The 18,135-nt window shown below is 42.4% G+C and carries 14 protein-coding genes and 1 pseudogene; 7 read left to right on the forward strand and 8 right to left on the reverse strand.

Going from position 1 to position 18,135, the window contains the following annotated elements; all coding sequences use genetic code 11:
* Positions 1-61 precede the first annotated feature (61 nt).
* Complete coding sequence (locus tag FN961_RS14865) at positions 62-985, reverse strand: permease (protein ID WP_144040966.1); 924 nt, start codon at positions 983-985, stop codon at positions 62-64.
* Between the two features lie 208 nt (positions 986-1,193).
* Here FN961_RS14865 and FN961_RS14870 point away from each other — a divergent pair, with 208 nt between their 5' ends.
* A complete protein-coding gene (locus tag FN961_RS14870; RefSeq protein ID WP_144040967.1) occupies positions 1,194-1,499 on the forward strand; it encodes an ArsR/SmtB family transcription factor in 306 nt (101 codons plus the stop codon).
* On the opposite strand, the gene FN961_RS14875 is transcribed toward FN961_RS14870, so the two are convergent.
* Positions 1,496-2,062 carry a redoxin domain-containing protein gene (locus tag FN961_RS14875; RefSeq protein ID WP_144040968.1) on the reverse strand — a complete coding sequence of 189 codons (567 nt, stop codon included), beginning with the start codon at positions 2,060-2,062 and terminating at the stop codon, positions 1,496-1,498. The two genes, FN961_RS14870 and FN961_RS14875, sit on opposite strands and share 4 nt — an antisense overlap.
* 89 nt (positions 2,063-2,151) lie before the next feature.
* On the reverse strand, positions 2,152-2,898 hold the full coding sequence (locus tag FN961_RS14880) for a hypothetical protein (protein WP_144040969.1): 747 nt from the start codon (positions 2,896-2,898) through the stop codon (positions 2,152-2,154).
* A gap of 136 nt (positions 2,899-3,034) precedes the next feature.
* Between FN961_RS14880 and FN961_RS14885 the strand changes: the two genes are divergently transcribed.
* Positions 3,035-3,604: a MarR family winged helix-turn-helix transcriptional regulator gene (locus tag FN961_RS14885; RefSeq protein WP_144040970.1), complete on the forward strand. Its 570-nt coding sequence runs from the start codon at positions 3,035-3,037 to the stop codon at positions 3,602-3,604.
* 33 nt (positions 3,605-3,637) lie between these two features.
* Here the strand turns inward: FN961_RS14885 and FN961_RS14890 are convergent, their stop codons facing one another.
* The 3 genes from FN961_RS14890 to FN961_RS14900 all read right to left on the reverse strand — a co-directional run bounded on the left by FN961_RS14890 (position 3,638) and on the right by FN961_RS14900 (position 9,009).
* The gene (locus FN961_RS14890; protein ID WP_144040971.1) at positions 3,638-5,875 is read right to left on the reverse strand and encodes an acyl-CoA dehydrogenase; all 2,238 of its coding nucleotides are present in this window, start codon (positions 5,873-5,875) and stop codon (positions 3,638-3,640) included.
* Between the two features lie 408 nt (positions 5,876-6,283).
* Entirely contained in the window at positions 6,284-6,847 is a 564-nt protein-coding gene (locus FN961_RS14895; RefSeq protein ID WP_229814679.1) for a hypothetical protein, read from the reverse strand.
* A 14-nt stretch (positions 6,848-6,861) separates the two neighbouring features.
* Positions 6,862-9,009, reverse strand: coding sequence for an LruC domain-containing protein (locus FN961_RS14900; protein ID WP_144040972.1), 2,148 nt, complete (start codon positions 9,007-9,009; stop codon positions 6,862-6,864).
* 517 nt (positions 9,010-9,526) lie between these two features.
* Between FN961_RS14900 and FN961_RS14905 the strand changes: the two genes are divergently transcribed.
* Positions 9,527-13,975, forward strand: a complete 4,449-nt coding sequence (locus FN961_RS14905) for a response regulator (protein ID WP_144040973.1) — start codon at positions 9,527-9,529, stop codon at positions 13,973-13,975.
* A gap of 2 nt (positions 13,976-13,977) precedes the next feature.
* Positions 13,978-14,889 carry a diguanylate cyclase gene (locus FN961_RS14910; protein ID WP_144040974.1) on the forward strand — a complete coding sequence of 304 codons (912 nt, stop codon included), beginning with the start codon at positions 13,978-13,980 and terminating at the stop codon, positions 14,887-14,889.
* A 37-nt stretch (positions 14,890-14,926) separates the two neighbouring features.
* Here FN961_RS14910 and FN961_RS14915 read toward each other — a convergent pair whose 3' ends face one another.
* Positions 14,927-15,925, reverse strand: a complete 999-nt coding sequence (locus tag FN961_RS14915) for a lipid A deacylase LpxR family protein (RefSeq protein WP_144040975.1) — start codon at positions 15,923-15,925, stop codon at positions 14,927-14,929.
* Between the two features lie 275 nt (positions 15,926-16,200).
* Here FN961_RS14915 and ohr point away from each other — a divergent pair, with 275 nt between their 5' ends.
* The 3 genes and pseudogenes from ohr to FN961_RS14925 all read left to right on the forward strand — a co-directional run.
* Entirely contained in the window at positions 16,201-16,623 is a 423-nt protein-coding gene (gene ohr / locus FN961_RS14920) for an organic hydroperoxide reductase Ohr (RefSeq protein WP_144040976.1), read from the forward strand.
* Between the two features lie 22 nt (positions 16,624-16,645).
* Positions 16,646-16,801, forward strand: coding sequence for a hypothetical protein (locus FN961_RS25835; RefSeq protein ID WP_185972804.1), 156 nt, complete (start codon positions 16,646-16,648; stop codon positions 16,799-16,801).
* A gap of 225 nt (positions 16,802-17,026) precedes the next feature.
* Positions 17,027-17,314, forward strand: a pseudogene (locus FN961_RS14925) (hypothetical protein); the annotation flags it as partial.
* A gap of 62 nt (positions 17,315-17,376) precedes the next feature.
* On the opposite strand, the gene FN961_RS14930 reads toward FN961_RS14925, so the two are convergent.
* Positions 17,377-17,958, reverse strand: a complete 582-nt coding sequence (locus FN961_RS14930) for a CBS domain-containing protein (RefSeq protein ID WP_144040978.1) — start codon at positions 17,956-17,958, stop codon at positions 17,377-17,379.
* Between the last annotated feature and the right edge of the window lie 177 nt (positions 17,959-18,135).

An 18,135-nucleotide genomic window follows, 5' to 3' on the forward strand; every position in this document is an offset into this window, starting at 1 on the left:
CTGATTGAGGATTTGATTAGCCAAGTTTTTTGACTGAAACTCTTTTTAGCTGAAACTTTTTTTAACTGAAAATGATACCGTAGAGATAACCCGCAGTGATAGCCATGCCGATGATGACGGTCAAGAAAGCGATGATCATTTGATTCTTGAACAAGGATTTTAGTAAGATCACTTCGGTTAAACTCGCCCCAGCACTGCCGATGATCAGTGCCATTACCGCACCCAATCCCATTCCTTTAGCTGCAAGTGCTGCACTTAGGGGGATAACCGCTTCAGCACGGATATACAAAGGAATACCAATAATAGCTGCAATTGGCACCGCAAAAGGGTTACTGTCACTAGCCATTTTAGCGACAAACTCAGTCGGCATAAAACCATAGATCATTGAGCCAACAGCAATACCACCGATTAGGTAGGGCAGCACTTTCTTAAAGTCTTTCCAAGTCGTATCCCAAATACGCTTCCACTTGCTGACAGGCTCCGCTTTAGCACCACATGTACTACCGCAACAAATTGGCTTTGGATCTTCATAAGCCTCGGCCTTGATATATTTTTCAAAGCCCATCTTTTCTAGGCTATAACCAGCCAGCACCGATACGCCCATGGCTACAATGAAATAAAAGAGTGTCACTTGCAGCCCGAACGTGACGGCAAACAGACCGATGATGATAGGGTTAAGCAGCGGGCTGGCAAAAAGAAATACCATCATGGTGCCAAACCCTGCTTTTGCTCTGAGTAACCCTTTTAAAAAAGGGATAGTCGAACAGGAACAGAAGGGAGTTATCGCTCCAAGAAAGCCAGCTACAAGGTAACCTTTGCCATTTTTTGAGCTTAAAATACTTTGGATTTTGCTCGGAGGAATATACTCCTGCAATACGCCAACCAGATAACTGATGGCCAAGAAGAGAATGGTGAGCTCTACTGCAAGAAACATAAACATGTGTAAGGTTTCTTGGATCATATTTACAGTACTTTGTGTGAACATATATTGTGCCTCGTGACGAGATTTAATCTCTTACCTAACTGCAGGATGATCACTTTGGATCAACCAAGGTTGTGAATATTTGATTAAACTATATTTCTAGAATATTCGAATTGATGTGTGGATATTATTGACAGAGCTTGCTCCTGTCAATATATTTCTGTTAATCTCGAAATATAGAATCGTTTTTGATAGATATACCGGAGCTAGAATGGAATTAGAGTTTGCCGCTAAGGCATTAAAAGAGCTGGGGCACCCAACCAGACTGGCAATATTTAAGCGACTAGTGATGGCGGGATATCAGGGAATACCTGTTGGTGAAGTACAAGAAGAGTTAGGCATACCGGGTTCGACACTTTCTCATCACATCTCTAGCCTTATCTCTGCTGGTTTGGTGAAACAGCACCGTGAAGGGCGGGTGCTGTTCTGTATGCCTCAATATAATGTGCTCCAAGACGTTATTAATTTCTTACAAGCTGAGTGCTGCAGTGCTGAAGCCAAAGAGAAAATAACTTAGATAGCACAGCCTTCTGCGTCACAGTTTGGTTGTGATTTCTGTGGGTATTTTGATTTAGAGGGTAAATCTTGACTTGTTGCTGAGCTGATATTCTCGGGTTCAGTCAATAGTTGGCCAATCAAATTGCCAAGTTCAAGATCTGAAATTCGGCCAAAATGGTTCAATCTAATATTCCCCTGTTTATCGATCACAATGATGGAGGGAGTCCCGCGTAACATATAGGAGTGCATCGTCTTTGGAATAACACCTTGAGTGGAAGCCGTGTCGATAGCAATAGGAAAGCTGAGTCTATATTCACTCACAAATGCTTCAAGGGCTGCTTTATTCATGACCTGGTGGTGCTCAAAAACAGTGTGCAAACCGATGACTGAGACTTTCTCATTTTCAAACAGTTTATGCACTGCTTGGGTTTGAGGTAGTCCGTGACTCACACAAGCAGGACAGAGCATCTGAAAAGCGTGTATTAAGACGACTTGGCCTTTTAATTGCTCCAGGGTTATCGGGGTCGTGGTATTAAGCCAGCCTGAAACATCGAGCTCAGGTGCTTGTTGGAAATAGGTCATATGAACCTCATTTTATAGGCTGAAATGGGTTGACGTCCTTGTCGATGAATGTGTTTTAGCGATGTGTTATTCAACTTGGGTTGGATTGTTTACAGGTTCACTTTACCGGGCAGGCTTAGATCACCTGAAGCGATATCAAATACATCAACCACACAAAAAAGTGGTGCGTGTACATCTACATTGATACGTAACCCTGCAGTGACGCCGTCGAATTGAGCTTTGTTGACGATGCCAATGTCATCGAAGGGCACACGAACTTCGACTGTTTTATCGTTAATCGTGGGTTGCCAGCCAGGGCTATCAAGTAGAATAGGCAGTCCTGGCCAAGTCTTCGGCAATCTGGGATTACTGCCTTCGGGGATGTCTACAACTCCAAGCGCCCCTTTTCCACATCTCTCGTTAGGTTGTAATACCACCCAATGTGTATGCCAAATATTGCCATCATTTCCCGTTTTACCGTCTCTGTTTTCATCAAAAAGCGGTGTGTCATCGAAATCGGGATGAGTGGCAACCGCTAAGGCAAGGATGCCAGCTTTATGTTCGAAACCTACTTCATAACTGTCGATATTGGTCGGCCATACATAAGCAAAGGCTTCACTTCCTGCCAACTTGCCTATTTTGGTGGGTTTACTTGAACCCGCTTTCTCGGAGACCGCAATATGGAAAATAGCGGTATTTCCTTCGGTGGAGATTTTTGTGTGAATGATGTCGAATGGGGCTAGAACATTAGCTTGCTGTTCAGCCTTAATGCCGCCTGTATGTGCCTGATGAGCCGAAGCACATGCTGTCGATAAGCCCGTTAGTATAAGCGCAGAGATAATGGGTAAGCGTTTCATCTGTATTCCTTAGAGTCTGTCTGTTTAATATAAATTATAATTACCAAATTTCAGTTGGTGTCGATTCGAAACTACAATTAGGTTTACATAGATAAATTCACTTGTCAACAATGTTTCGATTCGATACTATGACGGTATGAATACATTAATAATCCAGCAGCTCTTAGAGCGGCTTAGCAGTTTACTGCGCAGTGAGTCCCGTCACCAATTAGCTGAATTTGGCTTACAGCCAGTACAGTTTGATGCTTTGTGTTATCTCGCTAGCTGTAACCGCTACTCAGATACACCAAAGGCGGTTACTGAGTTTTTGGGACTGACTAAAGGGACAGTGTCCCAATCGATAAAGATTTTAGAGTCGAAAGGCTTAGTGTTAAAAAAAACGGATACGCTTGATAAGCGAGTGACGCATTTAGCGGTAAGTGAGCAGGGAAGGGAGCTGGTTGAGAGTTTGATGCCAGCCAAAATGTTGCAGCTTGCTTGTCAAAGCTCCTCTGAGGTTGAGCTGGAACAAATGGTCGGTCTTCTTCGTACGACGTTAAGGCAAGTTCAAGATGCTAACGGCTTTAAAAGTTTCGGCCAGTGTCAAACATGTGATCATAATCAGAAGCGGGGGGATGGCAGCTACTTTTGTGGTCTGACTAAAGAGCCATTGTCGAGTGAGGATATCTTGCTTATGTGTGTTGAACATGAAAAACGCAGCCAGTAGGCTGCGTTTTGTTTAATTACTTGCTGAACATATTCAGTTGGCGATTTTTAACTCTGCTTTTTCAGTGATTAAATTCATATCGAAATCAAATTCATCCACACGAATCGCACGTTCACGTTTGAGATTGTAATCTTGTAATTGCTTATGCTCTGACGGTTCGATCACCTTGGCTTCCAATGCGGCATCTAAGGTGATTGAGAAACGTGTGCCGGCTTTGAATTGGCGTTTACGCAATGCTTTCTTCACTTTGGCAAGCAGTGGTAAACAGTTCATCTTAGCAAGATAAGCTTGCTCGTTGATGTCGTTACCATCTCCCGGAACCGGTTTAATTAAATGCGTTAAATTACGCTTAAACTCAGTGTTTAACTGTGCCTGCTCGGCAAGTTCTCTCACTAAGTCATCATTTACTTTTTGCATCTTAGGGGAGTAAGTGACGGTTAACAGGCGCATCAGCTTACGTGTGGCAGATGACGGGAAGTTTTCAAGGAAGGCCAGTAGCGCCTCTTCGGCTTTACAAAGAGACCAGCGAGTCGCGTAATGGAAATACGGGGCAGCTTGCTCTCGTTGCTCACTAGGTAGCTTATGTTCATAGTAACGAATCGACGCCATGGCAGCGTACAGGTAACTCATTACATCGCCCAATCGAGCAGAAAGCATCTCAGCTTGTTTCAACTTACCGCCAAGTACTAACAGTGAGAAGTCAGCGTAAACGGCGAGTTTAGAGGCAAGCTTGTTCACGGATTTTTCGTAAGGAATCACCTCTGACAAAGTTGAGGTTGCCGATGCAGTAAAAGGCAGTAACCCCAAACGGAAGGCACGTAGCGAGTTATTAACGCTGTAACCTATAGTCTTAGTGAGTATGCTGTTGAACTCTTTGTCAGCAGTACTGCTATCACTGTGGATTGACTCAACCATACTTTGTAAGTACGGGTGACAACGCATGACACCTTGACCGAAGATCATGAGATTACGGGTAAGAATGTTTGCGCCTTCTACCGTAATTGCAATGGGTTGTGCTACATAGCCTGAGGCTAACGTGTTTTGTGGTCCACGTTGAATCGCTTTACCAGCTTGAATATCCATGGCTGAGTTGAGTATGTCACGACCTAACTCTGTCATGTGGTACTTTGCAATAGCAGTGACAACAGAAGGCTTAAGGCCAATGCCCAACCCTTCTGTTGTGAGTACACGCATCGATTCTTGTAGGTAAGTTTTACCCGCAATATCGGCCAGCTTTTCCTGAATTCCCTCAAATTTTCCTATAGACAATCCAAACTGCTCACGAACCGCTGCATATTCGGCAGATGATTTAAATGAGCATTGGCTAACTGAAGCCCCTAAAGCGGGTAGAGATATTCCGCGTCCTGCGCCGAGACATGCAACTAACATCGCCCATCCACGGCCAATATTGGTTTGACCACCAATGATGAACTCCATTGGAATAAAGACATTTTCTCCACGAGTGGTGCCGTTATAGAAGTTAACGCCCATTGGGTCGTGACGGTTACCTAACTGAACGCCAGGGTGTGCTTTTGGAATAAGCGCACAGGTGATGCCTAAATCTTCTTCACCACCAAGTAAACCTTTGGGATCTTGCACTTTAAAAGCAAGCCCAAGCACCGAAGCGATTGGAGCCAAAGTGATATAACGTTTATCCCAGGTAACAGACAGTCCAAGCACCTGTTTACCTTCATATTCGCCTATTGTGACTGTTCCTATATCAGGAATACCGCCAGCATCTGAGCCAGCTTCTGGGCTGGTTAGGGCAAAACAGGGGATCTCTAAACCTTTGGCTAAACGAGGCAGCCAGAAATCTCGCTGTTCATCGGTACCATAGTGCATCAATAACTCTCCAGGGCCGAGAGAGTTTGGCACCATTACGGTGACAGCAACTGCGGAGCTTTTAGCTGCAATAGTGGCAACAATGGTTGAGTTAGCGTAAGGGCTGAACTCAAGCCCGCCGTAGGCTTTTGGAATAATAAGTGAGAAAAACTTGTTCTCTTTTAAGAAGGTCAGAACATTTTCAGGGATATGCTTGGCGCTCTGAATAGCAAAATCATCCACCATCTCGATAAGTTGTGTCACAGGGCCATCGAGAAACGCTTGTTCATCAACTGATAGAGCCGCTACGGGAATTTCTCGTAAGGCATTAAAGTCAGGAAGACCCTGGTAGATAGATCCTTCTAACCAGACGTCACCCGCATCCAGTGCTTCTTGTTCTGTGGTGGAAATAGTTGGCAATACTTTTTTAAATCTTGTTCTTATGCTCATTATTTTTTCTCAGAGGACCAGAAATATAACTCCATTACGACATAAAACGAACAGTAGATCAATTACTCAAAACAAGTATTTTAAACAATTGTTTGAATTTTGATTTTAAGATGAACAATATTCACTCTTTTTTCATTAGCTTACACGTGTACGCTCACATTTGGTTTTTTGTATTGATTTGGTCTTTTAACTCGAGATTACAATAGGTTTAGTTATTGCAGTGACTGTATTCATCGCAATTATTGTTAATATAGCGGTGTTAGTATCGAGTATTGAGGAGAGGTAACGAGGGGAGTTATAAAGCGAAATGAAAGCTTATGGATCTCAAAGAAAATAGTGGTGTTTTATGTTTAGGCCTAATAGATAAAGCACGACTTAACGCCGCGCTTTATAAGATTGAACTAAGGGTTAATTGACACTGAGCGACTGCTGGTCAAGCGCTGCATCGTATTGCCAGATTTGGTAACTCGGGGCACTGCCATCATAATGCCAGATAACCACCATCAGCTCACTTTGATGGTTCGCGACTTTTATGTTTGCCGACAGATTTCCTTCATCTAGTGGCCCCCTAAATAAGCAGGAGTTGTAATTAACTTTATAACTACTCCCAGAGGTTTGGTAGTCACCGCACAGTGAAAAGTAGGCTCGCTGTTGGTCATTCATCGCCACATTAATATCCAACATATAGGATGATTCGATAATGTTATCTGCTGCGATAACCAGATCATCAAGTGAGGTCGGAGTTGGTACTGGATCTGGATCCGGTGTCGTCGGAGTGGTTGGTGTTGTCGGTGTGGTTACGGGGGCTGCGACGGTGTCTCCACCGTCATCACCACCACCGCCACACCCTACGAGTAAACCTGCAAGCGTAAAAGCAATGATTAAACCAAATCGTGACGATTGCTCAGTCATTGACCTCTCGCTAAGTGCTTTATTTGATTGCATGGAAGTTACTACTGTTTGCTTAGTCATAGTGAGTTCCTTATCTACTGCTCAGTAAAAATCAATGAATTGGTTGGGTTGGTATACCAAGTTTCATTGGTATCGCCTGAACCATCAGCGGCAAAATCAACAAATTCGGTATAGGCACTGTCGAGTCGCTGGTTCTCCAAAGGATGTTTCCAATCCGATGGCACTTCTAATGCCCACGCCATACCTGTGTCGGTAAGGAAGTACTGTCTTGTGCTGGCATCGGCCGCGTCAGATCTGGCACCTAGATAGGCTGATTCAAACTTATCGGTAGGAGCGCGATTCTTTAAATGAACTTCCCATTTTCTGCCTGGGTTATTACCCCCGGTATAATATTTTGCTATTTCACCATGATCGGTATTAGGTGTGGCAAAGATAAAGGGGTCATAAGGGAATTCAGGCATGGATGTTTTGTCAACAGGGGTATCGAAAGGGATGCTCATTTCCCACGTTGTACGATATGCACTTCCGCAGCCACTTTCAGTTCTGAGGTAAGTACAGCCTTGTGCGATGGTGACATGATCTGACAAGTCTTGTGTAAAGATAAATACGGCATTGCTCTGCTCCGTTTCTAACGTTGATTCAGACTGTGAAATGCCATCAACATTCCAACTTATTAAACTTTCTTTGATTTTACTGCGTGCGACACCAGGAAGTTGGACACCAAAACCGTTGTGGTAGGCGGCTCCCATTGCTGCTAGTTCCATGGTCAGTGAAATACGACGTACCTTGTTGTCTTTGACATATTCTGCAATGCGTAGCTGTACCACTACGTCATTCATATCAAAGTCTCCTTGATCAGGATAAAGATCTTCATAGGCTATAGAGGTAAAAGTTGAAGAGGAAGGATAGTAGTTCACCGACACGCCTGTTTCGGTTAATGTAATAGGATAATCTTCTACTTCACCGTCACCGACACCACCCGTCGAGGAGATATCTTGCTGAGTGCTTAAGCGAAAACGAGCCCAAGTTTCTCCAGTGTTAGCCCACGTTGGGATATCAATAATGATGGTATTTGTGCCTTCATCAAGGGGCTCTCCAAGGATGACTTGTTCCTCTAATTCAAATTCACCATTTCTATTTAGGTCTATCCATCCGTTAAGGTAGCCGTTGTCGCCAGTGGCATCGACGAGTAATATTGCCTGCTCTCCAATTTCAAACCCTGTTGGCATACTCACGCCATCTTCATCATCACTGTTATCGCTAGCATCATCGCTTAAGGGATAGACATAACCGTCAGACTCATTGTCAACACTGCTACCAAGGTGTAATCCAGGGACTATTGAGTGTCTCGCGCCATTATTATCAAGTGATGTTCCATAACTGTCCGGTGCATCACCAAAGTCGACACTATCGCCGACGGAGACAACAGCTAAAGCACAACGAGCACCGTCATTACTTGATGATGATGGACCGTAGGCAAAGAGTTCTGCTGCTGGTGATGCGACATCGACATTGACGCGATAGATATTTCCGTTCGCATTATTACTGGTGTAAAGATTACCGTCAGGGTCAAAAAACTGAGCGCCAAAAATAAAATTTCCTGAAGTCGAAGTCACGACTGTGCCTAATTCTGTTGATAAGCCATTTGCAGGGTCGATTTTAATTAACTTACCTGTACTGCCATTCGTGATTGCATAGATAAAACCATCTGTAGGATGAAAGGCAAAATCTGTAATGGTATAGGTGGCATTGGTATTACTACCTGAGATTCTTGTCATGTTGTAGTTATTGGGATCATCAAGGGGAATAGTGAAAAGTCCTTTACCTTTTCGATACCCATACCAAGTATTTTCAGTGATAGATACATCACCAACAAATAGATTACCGGCACTTACAGAGGCACTGTCTTTGGTAATAGTAAGCGGTATTATCTGATAGTCATTCCCTGTTTTTCCTAGCGTCCCGTTTTGATAGTCCCAGCCATAGATGTAGTTATCATGATAATTAAATCCAACACCGTTATAAGATTTAGTAATGCCCATATCATTCTCTAATACGGTGTAGCTACCTGTAGCCAACTCAACGCCATATGTTTTAGGCACCGATGAAGGTGTTTGAATGATAAAAGCTTCTGAAGGACAAGCTTCAAATTCATCAGCCCAGCTCGTCCCTTGAGTGAGTAGAATGCTGCTACAAATCATTAATGAGTAGGTTTTTTTCATTAGGATTTCCTTGTTGTATTTAGCTAATAATTCAGAATGCAGAGTTTGTGCCAATAATTATTTTCTTAAAATACAAAGATCTATGGTTTCTATTTTGTTGGTGGGGTTGTGTGTTTTGCAAACTGCAATTCAAGTTGCAGACAGTAATGCGGTATTCGATTAGAAATGAGATCAAAACTTGACGAGTGGATTAGTACAATCAGTGCCGTGGGTTCCTCGATATGTCATCAGGTCTGATGTTTAGTGTTCATCATGCCTATTATCTATTTTGAATATTAATCCTTTCATTTAATTTAAAACGCACCTGACAGAGGTTTATCGGTATTGAATTCCTTCGATCACCTCGTCTAGCCATTTTAGATTGATTAAACAATAACTCAGCTGCCTGAAGGTGAAAAATATCAACTCCTCTACTAAGCTCATAGTGATCAATTTTCCTTTGCCTTGCTTGGCAAAAATTGAAATCGTCATGAGAGTAAGCGGTTTTGGTATTAACAACATTAGGTGATGAATCTATATGGACGAGATCTCGACTAAACAAGTCAATCGCAGTTATAAAAAATACCATTCACTCAGTTTGAGTCTCACTTTATGGTTCCTTGCGCTTTCGCTACTCCCACTCATTGGTGTTTCTTGGTTTAGCTATGAACAAGCAAAGTTGAGTTTAGTCAATTCGGCTGAAGATGAACTCACCCAATCTTCCGTGCTGACAACACAGGCTATCGAGTCTTGGTTTGAATATCGTTTACTCGATTTAAGAGTCGAAGCTGAATCTGGTCATATGTCTGAAATGTTATCATCGTTAAGTCAGGGATTGGTTTCAAGTCAGCAAACTCCCACTGAGTATGTGAAAGGCCCTGATTGGTATAAAAGAATGGAGACTGAGCAAAGTCATGTGACCACATTAGTGGATGAGTATGACTACATTAGCGATATTTATCTGATAGACCCCAGTGGCAATATTCTTTATTCGGTGGCTAAAGAGGAGGATTTGGGAGAGAACATCTATAGCCCTGTACTAAGATATTCGTATTTTTCAGCCAGTGTACAAAATGCGTTAAACACCGGAAAAGTAAGCTTCTCTGGAATTGATCGTTACCCATTATCTTCTGCACCTATTTCAAGTTTTATCGTTTCAGCCATGTTTGATGAGAATGCCCAAGCGATTGGTGCAATGGCCATTCAGTTACGGTTTGAGCCGATTTTCAGGTCAATGAATTTAGCTGTAGGTAAAAAGAGTTCATTAACTCATTACTTAGTTGATGAAAATGGTCTTTTGTTGTCGCCCATTCAAGATAATTGGGATGAAGTGACCGTGAAGTCGATAGATACCGATCAGTTTAGAGCGTGGTTGAAGACTCGGGCTAAAAGCGATCGAGTAGAGAGTGTTGAAGTAGTTAAGATTACAGGAATAGATTCGACAACATTGGAGTATATGGGACCAAACGGTAAAAATGTCATTGGGTTACATCAATCCGTGTCATTGGCAGGTGTCGATTGGTTGTTGATCAGTGAAGTTGATCGTGATGAGGCGATGGGAGAGATTAATTGGCTTGCGAGAATGACCTTAATATTAGTTGTGATAACCATATTCGTGGTCATACTCACATCCATATTTGTCGCAAGAAAGATAACTCGACCAGTACAGAAGCTAGTCAAAGCCAATCTCGATGTTGCCAAGGGAGAGAAAGTCGAGCTGGTACAAATTAACAGTAACAATGAGATATCTTTGTTAGCAGATGCTTTCAATGAGCTGTTAGTGACAAGAAGTACATATGAAGATTCACTTAGAGTCGCTAATTTACAGGCTGTTGAGGCTCTTAATCGTTTAGAGAATCAAAAGTTCGCTTTGGATCAGCATGCCATTGTTGTTATTACAGATGTGAATGGGACGATTACCTATGTGAACCGACTTTTTACTGAAATCAGTGGTTATAGTGAACAGGAACTGATAGGGAAAAATCATCGCTTATTGAATTCAGGCCATCACCCTAAGGCATTTTTTGCGCAGATGTACAGCGTGATATCTAAAGGAGAGGTGTGGAATGCTGAGATTTGTAACCGTGCTAAAGACGGCAGTTATTATTGGGTTGATACAACCGTTGTTCCTTTTAATAACCCCGCTGGTGAGCTTGAAAGTTATATTGCGATTCGTGCCGATATAACTGAGAGAAAAGAGTCAGACCTGCTCGTTAAGAAAGGCTTATCTTTAATGTTGTCGGTGATGGAGTCAACTGATAACGGTATTTTAGTGACCGATCCTGATGGTGAAGTGTTGCAGTTTAATCACCGTTTTTGTGATATTTGGGCAATAACACCAGAGACTCTAAAAAATCTAGAACATGGCGAATTTGCCTATATGGATAAATTACAACTTCTCGATGGAGATAGTTTTGTAGGCTCTATCGAACGCCTTTATCAAGAACCTGAACAGGAAGGTTTCGATACCCTTTTCTTTAAAGATGGCAGGGTGTTTGAGCAAGTCTCATTACCGATGAATAGCGGTAAGGAGTTTTTGGGACGAGTGTGGAGTTTCCATGACATCAGCCAAAGAATGAAAACTCAGCATGAACTTCAAATAGCAAAAGAAGCAGCTGAATCTGCAGTAAAAGCGAAGAGCGAATTTCTGGCCAGCATGAGTCATGAGATCAGAACACCAATGAACGGTGTCTTGGGGATGCTAGGACTACTTTACAATTCGAAATTAACAGACTTCCAGCAACGAAGAGTGGGTATTGCTCAATCAAGTGCGCAATCTTTGTTAACGCTTATCAATGACATTTTGGATTACTCAAAAATTGACGCGGGTAAGTTAGATCTAGAAGAACTGGAATTTAATTTAAGAGGTTTGTTAGGTGAGTTTGCCGAAGGGATGGCGCATCAAGCGCAGCATAAAAACATCGAACTAATCTTAGATCTTAAAGGCATAGAACAAGCTTATGTCAGGGGAGATCCTAGTCGTCTTCGTCAGGCTTTGACTAACTTAGTGAGTAATGCGATTAAGTTTACGCATGAAGGTGAAATCACTATTCGAGCTAAATTACTCCCGTCGCAAGATGATGGCTTATGGCGATTCACCTGTTCAGTGACTGATACTGGCATTGGCATTCCCAAGGAAAAACTGGTCAGTCTCTTTGACTTTTTTAGTCAAGTCGATAGCTCGACAACACGAAAATTTGGCGGGACAGGGCTCGGACTGGCCATAGTGAAGAAGATATGCTGCCTTATGGGAGGAGATATTTCGGTTAAGAGTGAGGTTGGTAAGGGGAGCTGTTTCGAATTTGAGATTGATTTGGTGAGGAGTGATCATTCTCAACTGGTGGTACCTACGGTTAACATTGAACAATTAACCTTGCTGGTTGTCGATGATAATCATACAAATAGAGAGGTGATTATTGAGCAGCTGGCGCTTTGGGGGGCGAGTGTTGTTGGAGCACAAAGTGCTGTTGAAGCACTCGAGCTTTGTGCTGCAAGAGAACAGGATCCGTCAGTACCTCAGTTTGATGTCGCTTTTTTAGACATGCAAATGGCTGACATCGATGGTGCCGAATTAGGTCGACGATTAAAAAGCGACATAAGGTTTGAAGCGATTAAACTGGTCATGATGACCTCAATGTCTCAAATTGGTGATGCTAAATTTTTTGCTGATTTAGGCTTTAGCGGCTATTTCCCTAAACCGACGACAACAAGCGATCTTTTTGATGCGCTCTCTATCATCTTCGATGACGGTAAAGCTATGCAAGGGGCTCAACCCTTAGTGACTCACCATTATCTACAGACATTAGCTCACATCAACGATCATCAAACATCACAATTACCTGAGTCTGTAACTATTTTACTGGTGGAAGATAACTACGTTAATCAACTGGTCGCCACAGGTATTTTGGAGGATCTTAATGTCAGCGTAAATGTGGCTGATAATGGGCTACAGGCACTTAAGATGTTACAGGAGGAGACTGAAACTTCTTATTCTCTAATCTTAATGGATTGTCAAATGCCTGAGATGGACGGGTATGAAGCGACTCGTCAAATTCGCGCGGGAGTAGCAGGTGAGGAGTGTAAACGGATCCCTATTATTGCTATGACAGCGAATGCCATGATGGGCGATAAAGAGAAGTGTTTCGATGCTGGTATGGATGATTACCTGGCTAAGCCTATCGATCCCAACAAGCTGCATCTAAAATTGAATCAATGGTTAGTTGTTGAAGAGGTCAATCTGCAAGTAAAGGGGAATGCACCACTCCAATTAGTGACAAACGAAGTGAATACGTTAGAGACCTCGAAACAGCAAGATTCGAGTTTTATTCCTAATATTCAACCAGCTTCTATAATTGGTAATAACATGATGGATGATAAAATGTTGTGGGATAAAGTGAGTTTGATGAAGCGTGCTATGGGTAAAGAGGCACTGTTTAACTCTATTATTCACTTGTTTTTAGAAGATATGCCATCGAAATTGAAAGAACTTAAGCTGGCATTAAGCGAATCTAACATCAAAGAAATCATAGAAGTCTCACATACCATTAAAGGGGTTGCAGCTAACGTTAGTGGTGAGCTACTCCGAGAGCAAGCAGCGTTAATCGAGCTTGCCGCCAAAGAGGAAGATGTTGTTAAGGCACAAAGTCATCTGTCAGCACTGTGTACCGCTTATGAAGAGTTGAGCACTAAGATCGTTGAACATCAAAAATTGCCAAAAATAGATCGAAATACAGAAACATTTATGTCGCGCAAGGATGTGGAAAAAAATTTGAGCCAGCTATCTAAACTGCTTGCCGATGGGAGTTACATCAATATGGAAGAGTTTAGTGCTTTGAATAGAGCATCGGATGATAAAAATGTGCAGAACACTTTCGATCAGCTTCTTACTCAGCTCAATGATTTTGATTACCTTGAGGCGACAGCAACGCTAAATATCGTGATGGAAAGATACCGTAATTCCGTTTCCAGTACTGCAGGGGCCTCTTGATTATGACAGGTAAAGCGACAATTCTTTTAGTAGACGATACTCGTAGCAATATTGAGATATTGGCGGCATGTCTTCAGCATAACTATCAGTTAAAAGTCGCCATGACAGGTATCCGATGTTTGGAGCTCGCAGAGAAAACACCGATCCCAGATTTGATATTACTCGATGTGGTCATGCCTGATATGGACGGGTATGAAGTATGTAGAAAGTTAAAAGAGAGCTCCGTGACTAAAGATATCCCAGTTATTTTTGTCACAGGCAAAGATAGCGATGAAGATGAGGAGTATGGTTTACAGCTAGGGGCAGTTGATTACATTACTAAACCCATACGTCCTGCGATCGTAACGGCGAGAGTCGGTACACAAGTTATCTTGAAACAACAAAGTGACGCCCTTAGAAGCATGGCTCTACATGATCAGTTGACCAGTTTATTTAACCGTCACTTTCTTATTGAAGCTGCAACAAATAAGATATCTCGCTTATCTAGGCATGGCGGAAAACTGTCAATTATGATGATTGATATTGACCATTTTAAGTTGGTTAACGATCAGTTTGGGCATCAAAATGGCGATATCGTCCTGCAGGCAGTAGCCGATGTGCTAGCTGACTGTAATCGTAAAGAGGATGTGGTCGCCAGATTTGGAGGCGAAGAGTTTGTCATCTTACTCGATCATTGTTCACTGGACGATACGCAAGACAAAGCGGAACAGCTACGGTCGAAAATCGAACAGCTTAATCCAGGTAAGATCCATGTTACCGCGAGCTTTGGTATTGCTGAACTTGAATCAGAAAATGAAGGATTTGAGCATCTTCTTGCAAGAGCTGATGCAGCGGTTTATTCAGCAAAAGAGAAAGGCAGAAATTGTATCGTAAAGGCCAACAAAGATCTTGAGTCAGACGTTAAAGGCAAGTAATCAGTCACTACTTCGCATGAGTGAAGACAATAAGCTTTTATAAGTGCCAACTAAACAAAAGCGAGCCATAGCCATGCCACTTAGCTTCATCAGTCCGGTATTCACGACTATAAGTATTAAAGCTCCAGCCGACAGACCAAGTTGGATGAGACCATAGAATACCGGTTACTAGTCCTGCCTGCATGTTTTCCAATTGAGGTTGAGAGTCATAGGGCAGAGAGCCATCTAAGGTTAAATCATTTAACCGATACCCTATCGAAGCTCTGCTATAAAAAATAATGCTACTTGCTTGAGAAATTGAAGCAACATTTCCCATGTGCCCGCTATGATGACTTAACCGCCCAAAAGAGTTTTCTAAATCATTACCCCAGCGAAAAGTGAGTCCCAAATTCGTTTCAGTTCGAAAATTCCCAACTTGGCTATGACTAAAGCCACTTAGTTCCCACTGACTATCCCCAGAAGTCACAGGATTAACGAGATCTCCTCTGATTAACAGGCCATCTACCTCATAGGCGAGTTGAAGAGTCACTTGATTCTCAACCTGTTGATGCCAGCCTAAAGGCGGTGAGGAACCCGTTATTTTATGAACAAATTCTTGTACTTGCTGAGCACCAGAGGCGGGCCCAACGACACCCAGTGAAAACCAGTTTTTTTGTGCCCATTGGCTACCGTAATGAGCTGTGTGGCTCTCAAGGGCTAAGTATCCAGCGTAGGGGCGGTCGGTGCTCTGAGGTGTTTCAATTTCAATCTCCCCAGGCGTCCACATCTGTTGAATCAGCTTTAGTCCCCAAGCAAGTTCGGCATCGTCCTGATGAAAAGTAAAATTACTTTGCCACTTTAACGGCGGGGGAAGTTCTATGGCGGAGCGGCTTGGTGTGCTTTCCCAGCTCAATATCATGCCATTGGTGTAATTGCCATCGTCTCCAAAAATAATGTCATTATCCTGCTGTAAGTGCCATTGTCCTGAGTTGGCCAAGGATGAAAATAGCAGCGAACACACTCCCAAAAGGTATCCTAAGACAAGCTTATGTTTCAAAGATAACCTCCTGAGTTCAAATATAAATGCCTTGTTTGAATTAGCTTATCTAAAAGACTCACAGAGTAACAAGCAGATTAATGTGTCGTTTTGTACCCAAGAGGCTTAGCTATCGATTGAAAGCAAGCCATGATCACACTCGCATCCATGTGTTATTCATGTTTTACGTAAATTACATTGCGCGCAATGTAATTCCCGTGTACTCTGTTGGTAAATTAAATTGCGCGCAATTAATGTGTGCGATTACCCTATTTAGTAAACGCCGGAGATAAACGATGAAGCAATTATATAAAACAAGTGCAACAGCGAGTGCTGGACGAAATGGCAAGGTATCAAGTGATGATGGTCTACTCTCACTCTCATTGAGTTACCCAAAAGAGATGGGCGGAACGGGTGAGGCAACAAATCCTGAACAGTTATTTGCTGCTGGTTACAGTGCGTGTTTCTCCAATGCGATATTGCATGTGGCTCGTGAAGCTAAATTGACATTAAAAGAAGCACCAGTAACCGCAAGTGTTGCTATTGGGGTAAGAGAAGAGGGCGGTTTTGCGTTAACAGCTGCGCTATCAGTCTCACTGGATTTACCACAAGAGGAAGCTGTCAACTTGGTGATACTGGCCCACCAGGTTTGTCCGTATTCTAACGCTGTTAGAAATAATATCGATGTTGCATTAACCGTGAATGGCCAAGCCATTTAAACTCATAAGTAGGGATGGTTAAATGCGAAATGAAATAACCATGAATACCGTATTGTTGACGAGTGGAAGAGTGTTACTGGCACTCTATTTCCTCCTGCCAGGTATCATGAAGTTTGTTAGTTGGGATATGCATATATACCCAAGCTACTTCAAGATGATCGTTTCAGAGCTCCCGTAGGATAGCTGAACAAGGCTGTGATTGAGGTTAATGGTTACTTCCTTATTGATATCACTAACACAGTGCAGATATTCTACGGGAACTCCCGAAGGGCAAGGCGAGAAGCAACATGTTTCTGCGTTATGAAAAAGTGAATTAGAATAACTAGTCCAACTATTTCATGCCTTGAACTCTGTCACTTCTCGACATGCTGAATCCTGTATCTTGAAGTGGTTTGGGTATACCTTAATGGAAAAGCATCAAATGTTGATGGTCCCTGTTTTACTTGCCACTGCGGGTGTATTTCAGATAGGTGCCGCTATTGCTCTTATTTTAAATCGATATACCTATGTCGTTTCATTGTTACTTGCAGTGTTAGTACTCACTATTAATGTTAACTTGCATGATTTCTGGAACTACACAGGAGTTGAAGGGGCTCACGAGATGCAAAACTTTGTGAAAAATCTGGGCATCTTAGCCGGGTTACTTGTGTTAGCAGGACACGCAAGAATGGAGTTAGACAGAAAAGGGTAAACATTTAAGGTTGTGACGCTAAAACAAAAACCACTGTTAAGTGGTTTTTTTGTTTGCTCAATTTAAAATAAACGTGCGTTCTTAGCTAAGTTGGTCTTGAAGATATGCATGAATGAAGGGGGCTGCTCGATATTAATTGGCACTTTCAGTTTACGTGCAACATCATTGGCCGCGATTAAGCCTCTGATATGATGCTGCTGATGATCAATAACCAAAATATGATGCAAACCATTTTCTTGTAGTGAACGAACCACATCACTCACACTAGCAGACGTAAGCTGCTCATAGTCCAATGACATTAACTCCTCTCTTGGAATCATCATATCAGTGACCAGTAGCTCATCTAAGTTACTATCAAACTTGTTGGTCATTTTAAGCATTTTACTATCAGACAATTGATGTTTAGTGATCACACCTAGAAATTTATTATTCTTGTCGACAACTAATCGCATAAACGAATGAGTCTTCTCCATTATCTCTAAGGTGTTAACTGCACCTGTATTCGAATCTACCACCATAGGTTGGGAGTGATCGAAATCAGTGAATATCGATAAGGCTGGAGAGTTAAGTTGAGTTATCTCACTGTTGGTTGACCAAAGTAGATGATCAACAGAGGCTGTGCTGAAAAGTGCTAAATTTCTCATTCATGTGATTCCTTAAACTGCGAAGGTTAGGTATAGATCTGTCGTGAGATCTACACTTCTATGTCGTTACTGATGGCTAAATTGATGACTAAATGGATAGTCATGGAAATCAACAGTTAGGCGAAAGGGCCATCGAGTACTGTGCTACAGAAGTTGCTTGGGCGACTACCAAGTTAG

The organism is Shewanella hanedai, from assembly GCF_007197645.1.
GTDB lineage: Bacteria > Pseudomonadota > Gammaproteobacteria > Enterobacterales > Shewanellaceae > Shewanella > Shewanella hanedai.